The organism is Xanthomonas sp. AC360 (genome assembly GCF_979258225.1).
In genome coordinates this window covers 1,265,511-1,278,251 of the sequence record NZ_OZ409846.1, presented here as the reverse complement: position 1 = coordinate 1,278,251, position 12,741 = coordinate 1,265,511, and the positions used below count along the sequence as shown (strand labels likewise).

The 12,741-nt window shown below is 65.9% G+C and carries 12 protein-coding genes; 2 read left to right on the top strand and 10 right to left on the bottom strand.

The annotated features are described in order from the left end of the window. Nucleotides 1-235: 235 nt before the first annotated feature. The 6 genes from ACZZ0O_RS05480 to ACZZ0O_RS05455 are packed head-to-tail and all read right to left on the bottom strand — an operon-like array spanning nucleotide 236 to nucleotide 4,350. Nucleotides 236-1,294: an MlaA family lipoprotein gene (locus tag ACZZ0O_RS05480; RefSeq protein ID WP_463590193.1), complete on the bottom strand. Its 1,059-nt coding sequence runs from the start codon at nucleotides 1,292-1,294 to the stop codon at nucleotides 236-238. A gap of 10 nt (nucleotides 1,295-1,304) precedes the next feature. Beyond that, complete coding sequence (locus ACZZ0O_RS05475; protein ID WP_463590192.1) at nucleotides 1,305-1,598, bottom strand: STAS domain-containing protein; 294 nt, start codon at nucleotides 1,596-1,598, stop codon at nucleotides 1,305-1,307. Further along, on the bottom strand, nucleotides 1,588-2,250 hold the full coding sequence (locus tag ACZZ0O_RS05470) for an MlaC/ttg2D family ABC transporter substrate-binding protein (protein WP_323526735.1): 663 nt from the start codon (nucleotides 2,248-2,250) through the stop codon (nucleotides 1,588-1,590). Before ACZZ0O_RS05470 ends, ACZZ0O_RS05475 begins: the two co-directional genes overlap by 11 nt. Further along, nucleotides 2,247-2,798 carry an outer membrane lipid asymmetry maintenance protein MlaD gene (gene mlaD, locus ACZZ0O_RS05465; protein ID WP_055852472.1) on the bottom strand — a complete coding sequence of 184 codons (552 nt, stop codon included), beginning with the start codon at nucleotides 2,796-2,798 and terminating at the stop codon, nucleotides 2,247-2,249. Before mlaD ends, ACZZ0O_RS05470 begins: the two co-directional genes overlap by 4 nt. Before the next feature lie 8 nt (nucleotides 2,799-2,806). Then, nucleotides 2,807-3,556, bottom strand: coding sequence for an MlaE family lipid ABC transporter permease subunit (locus tag ACZZ0O_RS05460; protein ID WP_055852470.1), 750 nt, complete (start codon nucleotides 3,554-3,556; stop codon nucleotides 2,807-2,809). After that, nucleotides 3,556-4,350 carry an ABC transporter ATP-binding protein gene (locus tag ACZZ0O_RS05455; RefSeq protein ID WP_115526513.1) on the bottom strand — a complete coding sequence of 265 codons (795 nt, stop codon included), beginning with the start codon at nucleotides 4,348-4,350 and terminating at the stop codon, nucleotides 3,556-3,558. The genes ACZZ0O_RS05460 and ACZZ0O_RS05455 overlap by 1 nt, the downstream gene beginning before the upstream one ends. A gap of 395 nt (nucleotides 4,351-4,745) precedes the next feature. On the opposite strand from ACZZ0O_RS05455, the gene ACZZ0O_RS05450 reads away from it, so the two are divergent. Beyond that, nucleotides 4,746-5,033 (top strand): DUF6916 family protein, encoded by a 288-nt coding sequence (locus tag ACZZ0O_RS05450; protein WP_055852465.1) that lies wholly within the window; start codon nucleotides 4,746-4,748, stop codon nucleotides 5,031-5,033. A 6-nt stretch (nucleotides 5,034-5,039) separates the two neighbouring features. On the opposite strand, the gene ACZZ0O_RS05445 is transcribed toward ACZZ0O_RS05450, so the two are convergent. From ACZZ0O_RS05445 to ACZZ0O_RS05430, 4 genes are all read right to left on the bottom strand, one after another. Then, entirely contained in the window at nucleotides 5,040-5,597 is a 558-nt protein-coding gene (locus ACZZ0O_RS05445) for an N-acetyltransferase family protein (RefSeq protein ID WP_463590191.1), read from the bottom strand. Nucleotides 5,598-5,601: 4 nt separating this feature from the next. Then, a complete protein-coding gene (locus ACZZ0O_RS05440; RefSeq protein WP_115552362.1) occupies nucleotides 5,602-6,138 on the bottom strand; it encodes a phage tail protein in 537 nt (178 codons plus the stop codon). Nucleotides 6,139-6,200: 62 nt separating this feature from the next. After that, a complete protein-coding gene (locus ACZZ0O_RS05435; RefSeq protein WP_115552361.1) occupies nucleotides 6,201-6,728 on the bottom strand; it encodes a phage tail protein in 528 nt (175 codons plus the stop codon). 67 nt (nucleotides 6,729-6,795) lie between these two features. Then, nucleotides 6,796-7,341, bottom strand: a complete 546-nt coding sequence (locus ACZZ0O_RS05430) for a phage tail protein (protein ID WP_115552507.1) — start codon at nucleotides 7,339-7,341, stop codon at nucleotides 6,796-6,798. A 259-nt stretch (nucleotides 7,342-7,600) separates the two neighbouring features. On the opposite strand from ACZZ0O_RS05430, the gene ACZZ0O_RS05425 reads away from it, so the two are divergent. Then, nucleotides 7,601-12,379 (top strand): putative Ig domain-containing protein, encoded by a 4,779-nt coding sequence (locus tag ACZZ0O_RS05425; protein WP_463590190.1) that lies wholly within the window; start codon nucleotides 7,601-7,603, stop codon nucleotides 12,377-12,379. The last annotated feature ends 362 nt before the right edge of the window (nucleotides 12,380-12,741 follow it).

Below are 12,741 nucleotides of genomic sequence, written 5' to 3'. Positions count from 1 at the left end.
ACCGCCGGTGCGCAGCCGCTGCTCGGCACCGGCATATACCACCTGTGCGCTCCGGTGCCGAGCGCACGACTGACGACTACTTGCCGGGTGGTGTTGGCCGCGCTAAAAACACGCAGCGATCAAGGTGGACGTGCCGGACACTGGCACACGTCATCATCTGCATGATCTTCACAACGCAAAAAGCCCGGGATCGCTCCCGGGCTTTCGCGTGCAGGTCACACCACAGCGCAACCGATCAACGAATCCACTGCGGAATCGGCATCGCGTCCACCGGCACGGTGCTGTCCTTGTCTTCGCGCAGATAGTCCGGCAGCTCGCCGTCTTCGGTGCGTCGGCTGCGCAGGTCGCGCACGATCTGATAGTTGCGGCGCTGCATCCAGGCATCGCGGGTCAGCGCGTATTCGTCGGGAGCCTGGTCGCGCAGCGAATCCAGCGACATCAGCTGCGAACGCGTATCCACCAGCTGCAAGCCCTGCAGGGCAAAGCGCGCACCGCCGTCGTCGACCTGGCGCACCCACGACAGCGGAATATCGCCACCCAGGCCAACGGTGTCGCGCACGGTGCGTGGGCCAAACAGCGGCAGCTCGAAGTAACGCGAGTTACGCCAGCCCCAGGCACCCAGGGTCTGCCCGAAGTCTTCGCTGCGGCGCGGAATGCCGGCGGCGGAGGCCGGGTCGAACAGACCGGCAACGCCCAACGTGGAGTTCATCACAAAGCGCCCCAGCGACTGCACCGCAAAGACCGGGTGGCCCTGCAGCAACTGGTTGACCATGGTCAACGGCGTGCCGAGGTTGTCGAAGAAGTTGGTCACGCCCAGCCGCGCCGGTTGCGGCACCACCTTGGTGTATGCCGTCGCCAGCGGACGCGCCACGCCACGGTCCACCGCCAGATTGAAGCGATGCATGCCGCGGTTGTAGCGCTCCCACGGGTCGTAGGCGGGGGCGCCTGGCTGCGCAGGCGCGCCGTTGGCACCGGCCTGCGGGGTCGTCGCACCGTACAAGGCATCGAAGTCGTCTTCGGCCGAGGTCGGTGCAACTGCAGTTGCAGCACCGGCATCGCTGCCGGCAGCGGACTGCTCGGCAGGCGCGGCGGCCACGCCGGCAGGCAGTGCATCGGGTGCGGCGAAACCCGCAGCGGCCGGTTGCGCGGTCACCCCGGCATCGTCACGCACCGGTGTTGCTGTGCTGGGTGCGGTATCGGCACTGGCCGACGGCGGTGCCGACTTCGGCGCGTGGCTGGCGCAGGCGCCCAGCAACAGGCAGGCCAGCAAGGGGAGGGTGCGTAACTGGGTCATGGCGTGGCGCTCAGGCCTGAAAATCGAGAGTGGGGGACAAGCGATAGGCGGCGCGCAATTCGTCCAGACCGGACGTCTCACCCACCACCGCCGCAGTGCCGTTACCGCGCAACCGCGCGGCCAGTTCGGCCAGCATCGCAACGCCGGCACTGTCCAGGCGTTGTACACCTGTCAGGTCCAGCGTGCGCACGCCATCCAACCGGGCGATCGCCTGCGGCCAGGCCGCAGTGACCGCCGCACGGTCGAGCACGCCGGTCAATGCCAGCGTGTCGCCGTTGCGTTGCACGGTGCTGTTACTTGCCATTGGCCGGTGCCGCGCCAACCTGCAGGTTGCCGCTGCGCAGTTCCGCGGCGACCTTGGCGATGCCCTTTTCGCGCAACGGGCCGTCGAACTGGGTCTTGAAGGTCTGCACGTAGGAAATGCCTTCGATCATCACGTCGAAGATCTTCCACTGGCCACCGCTGTTGCGCATCAGGTAGTCGACCGGGGTCGGGTCGTTGCCGGCGCGCAGCAGGTCGGTGGAGACCTTGACGCCGCGGTTGCCCGGCAGCGCGCTCTCGGACTTGGCGCGGAAGGTCGGCTTGCCTTCGAAGTTCAGCAGCGCGGTGCCGTAACGCTGCATCAGGTTCTCGGCCAGCGCGTCGGCAAACAGCTTGATGTCCGCGTCCGACGCGCCACGGCCGTGCACGCCCAGCACCAGACGGGCCGAGTAGTCGCGGTCGAAGGCCTTGTTCAATTCGCCATTGATGTACTGGCGCAGGGCGGCCGGATTGCCGCGGAACTCGGCTCGGCGCTGGTCCAGCGTGGTGAGGATGCGGGTGCTGCTGTCGATGACGGTCTTGGTGGCCGCGCCTTGCGCAGGCGCGCTGGCGGCGGCGGGCTGGGCCAGCACGGTGGCCGGTGCGCACACCAGCAGGGTCGAGGCCAGGACGGCGGAGAGCAGGGTGGTTTTCATTGGTGGTGAGGTTCCGTAGAGGGAGAAGCGGGCTGGGCAGGCGCGGGCGTCTGACCATCGGTGGCGGCCGGGGCATTGCTGCCACCACTACCGCCACCACTGAACATGTACTTGCCGACCAGCTGCAGCAGATCCACTGCCGGCTGGGTGAAGCCGATCTCTTCGCCCGGCTTGAGCGTTTCCGGGTCGCCGCCCGGCTGCAGACCGATATAGCTCTCGCCCAGCAAGCCGCTGGTGAAGATGCCGGCCGAGGTGTCGGCGGGCAGATCCTTGTATTTGGTGTCCAGCGACAGCGTCACCACCGAATCGAACTTGGTCGGATCCAGGTTGATCTCGGACACCTTGCCGATGGTCACGCCGCCGATCTTCACCGGCGCCTGCGCGCGCAGCTGGCCGATCTGGCTGAAGCGCGCGATCAAGGTGTACTGGCTGGAACCGAAGCCCCAGCGCTGATTGGTCGAGGCCACCGCCAACACCAGCAGCGAGGCCAGGGTCAGCAGCAAAAAGGCGCCAACGGCGAATTCGAGTCGTGGTCCACGCATGGCCATGGGCTATCTCACCTAAACAACATTGCAGAAAGGACGAAGTTGAACATCAGCACCAGCAGCGAGGCGTTGACCACCGCGCGGGTGGTGGCGATCGAGGTGCCTTCGATGGTCGGCTCGGCATGGAAGCCCACATAGGCGGCCACCAGCGCAGCAGTGCCGCCGAAGATCGCCGACTTGAGCATCGCCACGCCGAAGTCGTCCCAGAAATCGACGCTATTGCTCAGCCCCGACCAGAATGTGCCGTTGTCGATGCCCAACACGTGTACGGCTTCGAAGTAGCCGCCGGTAATGGCCAGCGAGCAGAACACGCCAGTCAGCAACGGCACCGTCAGCACCGCTGCCCAGAACCGCGGCGCCACTGCCTTGGCCACCGGGTCGATGGCCATCAGTTCGAGCGCCTTGATCTGGTCGGTGGCGCGCATCAGGCCGAGTTCGGCGGCGATCGAGCTGCCGGCGCGGCCGATGAACAGCAACGCCGTCAGCACCGGTGCCAGCTCGCGGTAGAGCGACAGCCCCAACAGCGTGGACAGCGCGTCCGACGCACCGTAGGTGGTCAGCGTGCGGTAGCCCTGCAGCGTCAGCACCAGGCCGACGAAGGCGCCGCCCACGGCGATGATCGGCAATGAGCGCGCGCCGACCTTGTAGATCTCGCGCACCAGCTCGGCGATGAAATCGCGCGTCGGCAGCGAGCCGCGCAGCACGGTCAGCGAAAACAAGCCGGCGCGGCCGAAAGCGCGGATCGATTCAACCATGGCCATCAGGCAGCACTCCGGTCGCGACGCGGTGCGGCATCGAAGGCGATCGGTCCATCCGGCTGGCCGTGCAGGAACTGCTGCACCAACGGATCGGTGCTGTCCTGCAATTGCGCCGGCGTGCCGGCGAACACGATGCCGCCATTGGCGATGACTACCGCCTGGTCGCAGATCGGCAGCGTCTCGTGCACGTGGTGGCTGACGATGATGCTGGTCAGACCCAGGCTGTCGTTGAGGCGCTGGATCAGGCTCATGATCACGCCCGAGGCGATCGGGTCCAGCCCGGTCAGCGGCTCGTCGTAGATCATCAATGGCGGGTCCAGCGCCAGCGCGCGCGCCAGCGCCACACGTCGCGCCATGCCGCCGGACAACTCACGTGGCCAGGCATCGGCGGCAGCAAGCAGGCCTACGGCGTGGAGCTTCATCTGCACCAGCCGCTGCAGCACCGGCGCCGGCAGGCGCGTATGCGTGCGCAGCGGCAGTGCGACGTTATCGGCCACGCTCAGGTCGGTGAGCAAGCCGTTGCCTTGCAGCAACACGCCGACACTGCGGCGCATTTCCAACAACGCTCGGCTGCCATGCGGGATCGGGCTACCGAACAAGGTCACCGTACCGGCGACCGGGCGCAGTTCGCCGGTCAACGCCGCCAGCATCGTGGACTTGCCGCTACCGGAAGGACCGAGCACGGCAGTGATACTGCCGCGCGGCACATCGAGCGAAACGTCGCGCAAAATCGTCCGCCCGCCGCGATCGATGCGGACACCGGACAACTGCACGACAGGAGAGGCGGACGCCGTCATCGAAGCCTTTAACAGAATTCCAACGCAATAGAGTAGCCGTCACACGGCTGAACATAACCGAACCGCTGCGTGCAGTATTGTCGCATTCATGCGGCAAGCGATGTGGCTGAGCATGTCGCCATCTGCGTAACAGCGTGTCCCGTAACGCAGGGACTGAAGCACTGCGTGTCATTGCTGTTCAACGTACGCAGCAGTAGGGTAATTAGCGTGCGATCGCTCGGCACACTTGGCGATACCTGCACCGTCGTGACGTTTCTCGCGGTCAGGTGTTTCGTCTGAGGGTTTCTGCCCGTCCTTCCGATCTGTCGAGTGCGTCGCGTTGTTGGCATCGCCGTCTTGTGGTGCCAGCGCAAAAGACGCGAGGATCCATCTCCATCGTCGCCAAGGAATCATCCATGGAGTTGCTGACGCTTGAACACTTCGCCGGGAGTGTCAATGAAACATTCGCTGCGTCATTGAACGAGGGCGAGGTGCCGTTTGTGTTGGTGGAAGCGCGGCCGCTGCAGGACGCACGCAACGCGCAACGCGCCCCGTTCTCGCTGTTGTTCCGCAATGGCTCGGCGTTTCTGTTTCCGCAGCAGACCTATCAGATGCGCCATGCGCGGCTGGGCGAGATCGGCATCTTTCTGGTGCCGGTGGCACGCGAGCGCGACGGGTTTTTGTATCAGGCCGTCTTTAATTGAGCGCGTTCAACTGACCAGGTGATCGTGCGGATGCCACTGCATCTGCAGATGTGTCTGGTTGCTGCTGCCTGCAACGAACCCATGGCGGACGTACAGGCGCTGCGCGGCGGGATTGGCGTGCAGCACATGCAATGACAGCGGGCACTCGGCCTCGCGGGCGCGTGACTGCGCATGCGCAAGCAGGTGCGAGCCGATGCCGCGGCCACGCCAGTCCGGCAGCAGACTGATGTCGATCAAGGTGTGCCGGGGCGCAGTGCAATGCAGATAGAGCCGGCCGACACGCGCGTCGTTGGCCTCAACGATCAGAAAGTCGGCATCGGCAAAATGCTGCCGGTAATGCGCGCGCTGCAGGTCGAATTGCTGGTCCAGAAACGCACGCTTGGTCGTGTCCGGCCAAGGCACCTGCGCCAGCTCTTCGCGACGGGTGCTGGCATACAGCTCCCGCAACCATGGCAGGTCGGTATCGCGTTCCGAACGCAAGACGACGGCCTGCGTACCAGACCCGACCGCGTGGTCGTGGCCGAACGCTGCCGTCGCCGCCGTGCTGGAGAGCCGCTGGGCCATGGCCTCAATCGAATACCGGGTAATCGCCCTGCAGTGCGATGCAGAAGTTCACTGCCAGATAGGGCTGCCGGTTCTCGTGGGCCAGGCCATTGCCGGTGGGCAACAGCATGCTAGGGAAGAATTGCTTGTCCGGCGCGACTGCAAAGAACGGGCGCTCGGTGTTGACGCTCAGCGACGACAGGGCAACACCACTGGCCGGCGTGCCCGTCTTCTTGGTCAGGTCCGGCTGCGAAAACGCGTTGGCGCCGTGCTGGTGCATGGGGATCTGCGTGCTCAGCAGGCTTTCCGAGGCGGAGCCGAAGTTGCTGCCCAGCGTTTGCGGGGTCAGCCCCGGCCCAGCGCCCTGCTGGCAGCCAGCGCGTGAGGAAAAGTTCGGCAACTGGAAGGTGCTGCTGCCGTTGCCGCCATAGGCCACGCCGAGCAGCGAGTACAGCGTGGTGTTCTGCGTGATCGGCAGGGTGGCGCCATTGCAGAACGCCCAGCCAACAGGATTGAAATCGAAGCCGAACAGCTGGATTTCACCGATATAGGGTTCGGTCATGAACAGATTCCTCCGATGAAGCGGATGCGGGCTGCGGTCTGATCGGCGCGGCGCGAGGGATATCAGGGCTGCTGCGGAAAGATGCCGGTGGTGGCGATGCAGTACTGCACCGTCAGCGTCGGCATGAGGTTGTCGTGCGGCTGGCTGCCGCCAGAGAACGAGGTGCTCTGCGCGGACATCGCCAGCGTGGTCGCGCCGTTGACGTCGCTGACATAGAACGTGCTGCCGCTGACCGCCGCCGGCAACAGCCCCGCGGGTGCGGTAGCGGTCGCCGCGCTGGTGGTGGCCTGGGCGGTATGCGTGTGCGCCGGCATCTGCAGGTCGATCAACGTCACCGTCTCGGTGCCGGAGCGCTGGGCGAGCACATAGTTGCTCAGCCCGGGGCCTTGGCCCTGGTGGATCGGCACGCGGCCGCGCAGATCCGGCACCGCGAATGTGGTCATGCCATTGCCGCCGTAGGCGGTACCGAGCAGCATGTACAACGTTTCGTAGTCGGAGATCTGCAGCAGCGAGCCGTCGCAGGCCTGCCAATTCTGGGGAGTGCGGCCAAAGCCGAACATGCGGATTTCGCCGATGAATGGAGTGCTCATGAGGTCCTTCCTGGTCGATGAGACGCCACGCGCACACTGCGCGCTAAGCGCCCGGATATGCGTGCGCCTAGCTGCGCGAGGGGAAGATGCCGTTCAGCGCGATGCAGAAATTGATCGCGGTGTACGGCTGCATATTCGGATGCGCCTGGTTGCCGCCGCTGTTGGCGACCGTGCCTTGGGACAGCGGCACCATCGCGCCAGGCGCGGCATACAACGCGTGCGCGGTTCCGGTGGTGATGTTGTTGTTCGCGAACAGGCGCCCGGTCGGGACGCGGTTGTCGCCGTTGGCGCTGCTGCAATCCATCAGGTGGCTGTGCGCGGGAAGGTTGTCCGCCACCAGCGTCACCGTCTCCGCACCGGCAGCCTGCGCCATCGGCATTGCAGGGGGCTGCCAACTCGGATCGGCCGACGGCCCGTAACCCATCGGCGTACGTCCGCGCATATCCGGCAACGCGAACGTGCTGCTGCCATTGCCGCCGAAGCGGCTGCCAAGCAGGCTGAACAGCGCCTGGTTCTGATTGACCGGTAATAGCTGGCCGTTGCATTGCGCAAAATATTTGGGTGCGAAAACGAAACCGGTCATCATGATCTGACCGACAAAAAACTCGCTCATGCAGATCTCCCCGCGTAGGTACGCCGCCGAACGGATGTCGGGACTGCGGTACAGATACCTGTCGAGGTTGCGCACTACAAGCCATCAGCCTTCAAAACTGGAATGAAGTATTAATTTTTCATCCTTTAACTGGCAGTCAGTTCCTGTTTAAATAGCGCCGCAGTCCAACTGTATGCCCTGAAAAGCATCGCGTTGCGCTGATCTGAGGCACCAGGACCGATGCCGACGCCGGGGTGGCGTGCTTTTTTGGGGAAAACTTATGTCCACGACTTTCGCTGCCTTGGGTGGCGTGCGCCCGCTATTGCGTTGGATGTTGGCGCTGTTGTTGTTGGCGACGTCTCACGTTGCCATGGCTGCCTACTGCCCGAGTCCGAAAAGCGCCACCATCAACTCCGGCGGCTCGGTGTCCTTTGAAGTTGGCGACTGCGACGGCCCTTCCAACATCGGCATGTTAGATCCCGGTATACCTCCTGCGCATGGCAGTTACAGCGCTCCCGGTCAAAATCCCGACAGCACCGAACAGGTGACCTATTTCAACAACGGGGACGGCGCCACGTCGGACTCGTTTTACCTGCTTGACGAAGACAACAACCAGGTCGTCTTCAACATCACCATCAATCCGTCGCGCACCGCCAGCATCGCGGTGAGCCCGGCCAGTCGCAACGAAGACAGCGGTTCATCGTTCACCTATACGGTGACGCTGAGCCAGACCAGCGGTACGGCCACCACGGTAAACCTCAACCGTAGCGGCACCGCCACCAACGGCGTCGATTACACCGGCTCGGTGAGCAGCGTCGTGGTGCCCGCCAACACCGCCTCGGCCAGCTTCGCCGTCACTCCGGTCTCCGATACCTCGGTGGAGGCAGACGAGACGGTCGTGGTCAGCGTAGCCAGCGGCACCGGCTATGGCGTCGGCAGCCCGTCCAGCGCCACCGCAACCATCCTCAACGACGATCTGCCCACCGCGTCGATCACCTTGTCGCCGGTCAGTGTGGCCGAGGACGGCGCCACCAATCTGGTCTACACCGTCACGCTCGACCAGGTGCCGGTGAGCGCAGTGTCTGTCGCTTACAGCGTAGTCGGCAGCGCGACCTCGGGCACCGACTACGCGGCCGTGAGTTCGCCGCTGGTGATCGGCGCCGGCCAGACCACCGGCACCATCACCATCAACCCGACCGCCGACAGCACCGTCGAACCCGACGAGACCGTCGACATCAGCCTGAGCGCAGGCAGCGGCTACAGCGTGGGCTCGCCCAACAGCGTCTCCGGCACCATCCTCAATGACGACCAGCCGTTGCTGTCGATCAACGACGTCTCCGTGAACGAGGGCAACGCCGGCACCACCAATGCCACCTTCACCGTGTCGCTGAGCCAGCCGGCCGGCGCCGGCGGGGTCAGCTTCGACATCGCCACCGCCGACGGCACCGCTACCGCAGGCGTGGACTACTCCGCTTCCAGCCTGACCGGGCAGACGATTCCCGCCGGCAGCAGCAGCTATACCTTCACCGTGCTGGTCAACGGCGACACGCTCAGCGAGCCCAACGAAACCTTCTTCGTCAACGTCAGCAACGTCGCTGGCGCCGCCGTCAGCGACGCGCAGGGTCAGGGCACCATCGTCAACGACGATACGCTGCCTGCGCTGTCGATCAACGATGTCAGCGTGAACGAAGGCAATAGCGGGTCCACCCTGCTCACCTTTACCGTGAGCCTGAGCGCGGCCAGCGGCCAGACCGTGTCGGTCAACTACTCCACCGCCGACGGCACCGCCATTGCCGGCAACGACTATGTCTCCCGCTCGGGCACGCTGACCTTCGCGCCGGGCGTCACGGCGCAGAGCGTGATCGTCACCGTCAGCGGCGACAACACTGTCGAACCCAATGACACCTTCACCGTGGGCCTGTCCGGCGCCAGCAACGCGTCCATCGCGCGCGCCACCGGCACCGGCACCATCGTCAACGACGATGCGGTGGTCACCGTCGCACCGGCGTCGCTGCCGGCAGCGACGGCAGGCAGCGCCTACAGCCAGACGGTGTCGGCCAGCGGCGGTACCGCGCCTTATACCTTCGTGATCACTGCCGGTGCGTTGCCACCCGGGCTGACCCTGAGCGCTGCCGGCGTGCTGTCAGGCACTCCGACAGGCACCGGCAGCTTCAACTTCACGGTAAGGGCGACCGACAGCGGCGCCCCGACAACCGGCAACCGCGCCTACACCCTGGTTGTTGCGGGTGCCACCGTCACGCTTCCGGCGACCTCGCTGGCCGCCGGCACCGCCGGTCAGGCCTACACGGCGGCCGTTACGCCGGCGAGCGGCGGCATCGCGCCGTATACCTACACGCTCAGTGCCGGTGCGCTGCCGGCGGGTATCACGCTCAACAGCGGGACCGCTGCGCTCAGCGGCACGCCCACGGCACCTGGTACCTACAACTTCTCCCTGACCGCCACCGACAGCACGACCGGTACGCCGTCCACTGCCACTCAGAGCTACACGCTGACCATCGCCGCGCCCACGATCGTGCTGGCGCCCACCACGCTGCCCGCTGCAACCCGTGGTACGGCATACAGCCAGGCGTTGAGCGCCAGCGGCGGCACTGCGCCTTACAGCTACACGATCGCCGCTGGCGTGTTGCCGGGTGGCCTGACCCTGGCCGGCAATGGCACGCTGTCGGGCACGCCGACGGTGGAAGGCACCTTCAACGTCACGGTTGAGGCGAGCGATGCCAACAGCTTCACCGGGACGCGGGCGTATGCGTTGACAGTGGCCGGCCCGACCCTGCTGCTGCCCGCATCCACCTTGCCGGCAGGCACGGCAGGGCAGGCGTACACGGCAGCGATCAGCCCGGCCACCGGCGGCACTGCGCCGTACAGCTATGCGCTGAGCGCCGGCGCGTTGCCGGCGGGCATCGTGCTGGACACCGCGACCGGCGGGCTGAGCGGCACGCCGACGGTGTCGGGCAGCTTCAACTTCACGCTCACCGCGTCCGATAGCACGCCCAGTCCTGCGGCGCAGGCCTCGCGTGCTTATGTGTTGACCATCGGCGCAGCCACGCTGGTGATCGGGCAGAACACGCTGCCGCCGGCAGTCACCGGCACCGCGTATAGCCAGACCTTGACCGTGTCCGGTGGCGTGGCGCCTTACAGCTTTGCGGTGACCAGCGGCACCTTGCCAGCTGGTTTGACCCTGGCTGCCAATGGCACGCTGTCGGGCACGCCCAGCGGCGAAGGCGTCAGCAACTTCACCATCACCGTGACCGATGCCAGTGCCGCCAGCGCTGCGCAGGCCTATAGCTTCAGCGTTGGCAGCGCCGCCCCGGTGGCGGTTGCAGACACCGCCGCGACCATGGATGGCACGGCAGTGACGGTGGCGGTGACCGGCAACGACACCGGCACCATCACCGCGATCGCCATCACCACCGCACCCACCAACGGCACTGCCGTGGTCGATGGCTTGCAGCTGGTCTATACCCCGACCGCCGGTTTCATCGGCACCGATGTGGTGAGCTACACCGCCACCGGCAGTGGCGGCACCTCGGCGGCGACCACGCTGACCATCACGGTCAATGCGCGGCCGGTTGCGGTGTCGGTGACCGCAGAGGCGGTGCCCGGCGAGGCGCAGCAGGTGGATATCACCCGCAACGCTACCGGCGGGCCGTTCGTGGCCGCCGCGGTGGTCTCGGTGCTGCCGGCCTCGGCCGGTACCGCCACCATCACCCGTGTCGGCGGTGCCGCCACCGCATCGGCGGCACGCGCTTCCGGTCTGTCGCCGGCCGCGACCGCGATGGCCGAAGTGCCTACCTTTACGCTGACCTTTACGCCCAACCCGGCATTTGTCGGCCAGGCGACGGTGCAGTTCACCTTGTCCAACGCGTTCGCCACCTCGGCGCCGGCCAGCGTGGTGTTCAACATCGCACCGCGCCGCGACCCGAGCCAGGATGCGGAAGTGCGCGGCTTGATCGATGCGCAGTCCGAGTCCACACGGCGGTTTGCGCGCGCGCAGATCGACAACTTCCAGCGCCGTCTGGAGGCCACCCATCGCGGTGGCGGCAGCTTCAGCAATGCGGTGAGCTTCCAGCCCACCTCGCATTGCCGCCAGGCCGAGCGCTGTGTCAGTGCGCAGCCGTGCAGCCCGGACACGCAGGATGCCGATAACGACTTCCGCGATGCGCCGGCAGTGGCGTCCAGCGGCACGGCGCAGGCGCAGGGGCAGGGCGATCTGGGTCTGTGGATCGGCGGTGCGATCCGCTCGGGCAGCTTGAACCGGCAGGCCAGCAGCAACGGTGTGGACTTCCAGACCGACGGCTTGAGCGTGGGTGCGGATTACCGGGTGGCGCAGTCGCTGGCGATCGGTGCGGGCCTGGGTTGGGGCCGCGACGACAGCGACGTGGGCAATAACGGCAGCCATAGCAAGGGCAACGCGTACACCATGGCCGTGTATGCCAGCTTCCATCCGGGCAAGGCGTTCTTCTTCGACACTCTGGTCGGGTACCAGTTGTTGTCGTACGACCTGCGCCGCTATGTGACCGACGATGGCTCGCTGGCCGAAGGCAACCGCGACGGCAAGCAGTGGATCGCGTCGCTATCGACCGGTGCGGACCTGCAGCGCGACAGCCTGCAGATCACCCCGTATGCGCGGCTGGATGTCTCGCGCGCCACCCTGGACGGCTATAGCGAAGACGGCGTGGCACCGTTCGCGTTGCGCTATGCCGACATGGATGTGGCCACCACCACCGGTAACCTGGGCCTGCGTCTGGAATGGCGTCGCGAAGTGAGCTGGGGCCGCCTGACCCCGCAGCTGCGGGTGGAATATCAGCGCGACTTCCAGGGCCGTGGCGATGCCACCCTGAGCTATGCCGATCTGTCTGGCGGGCCGTTCTATCGCACCGGCCAGAGCGCGTTCGATCGCAACCGCTTGATGGTGGGCATCGGCGCGGCGTTGCTGACCGAACAAGGCCTGTCCACGCGGCTGGAATACCGCGGCATCACCGACGGCGACAGCGGCAACGACCAGACCTGGATGATCAATCTGGAAAAGAAATACTGATCGCGCCACGCGCGCCGCAGTAGAGGCAATGCGATGGGCCGGGCACTGCTCGGCCCATCGCGTTTGTGGCGCGTGCAGGAGTGGCAGGTAGGGCGCACCGAGGTGCGTGTCGCTTGCGGTTGGCTTACATGCACAGGGCAGTCGACACGTTGCACGCAGCATGGCTCGCATAACGCTGCGTAGGCTGCAAGGCCGCAAGCGATGGCGACACCGATCCCTTTCCTGCCACGGGCCGTGCTCGCCTGAGCGCAGGTGCCATGTTGCGGACACCACGCCTCTGCGCAGCACGTGCAAGCACATCGACTGCCGCGCATCGGGCAGGTCGACAGCGCATTCCCTCGCCATCCGGCACAATGCCGCAC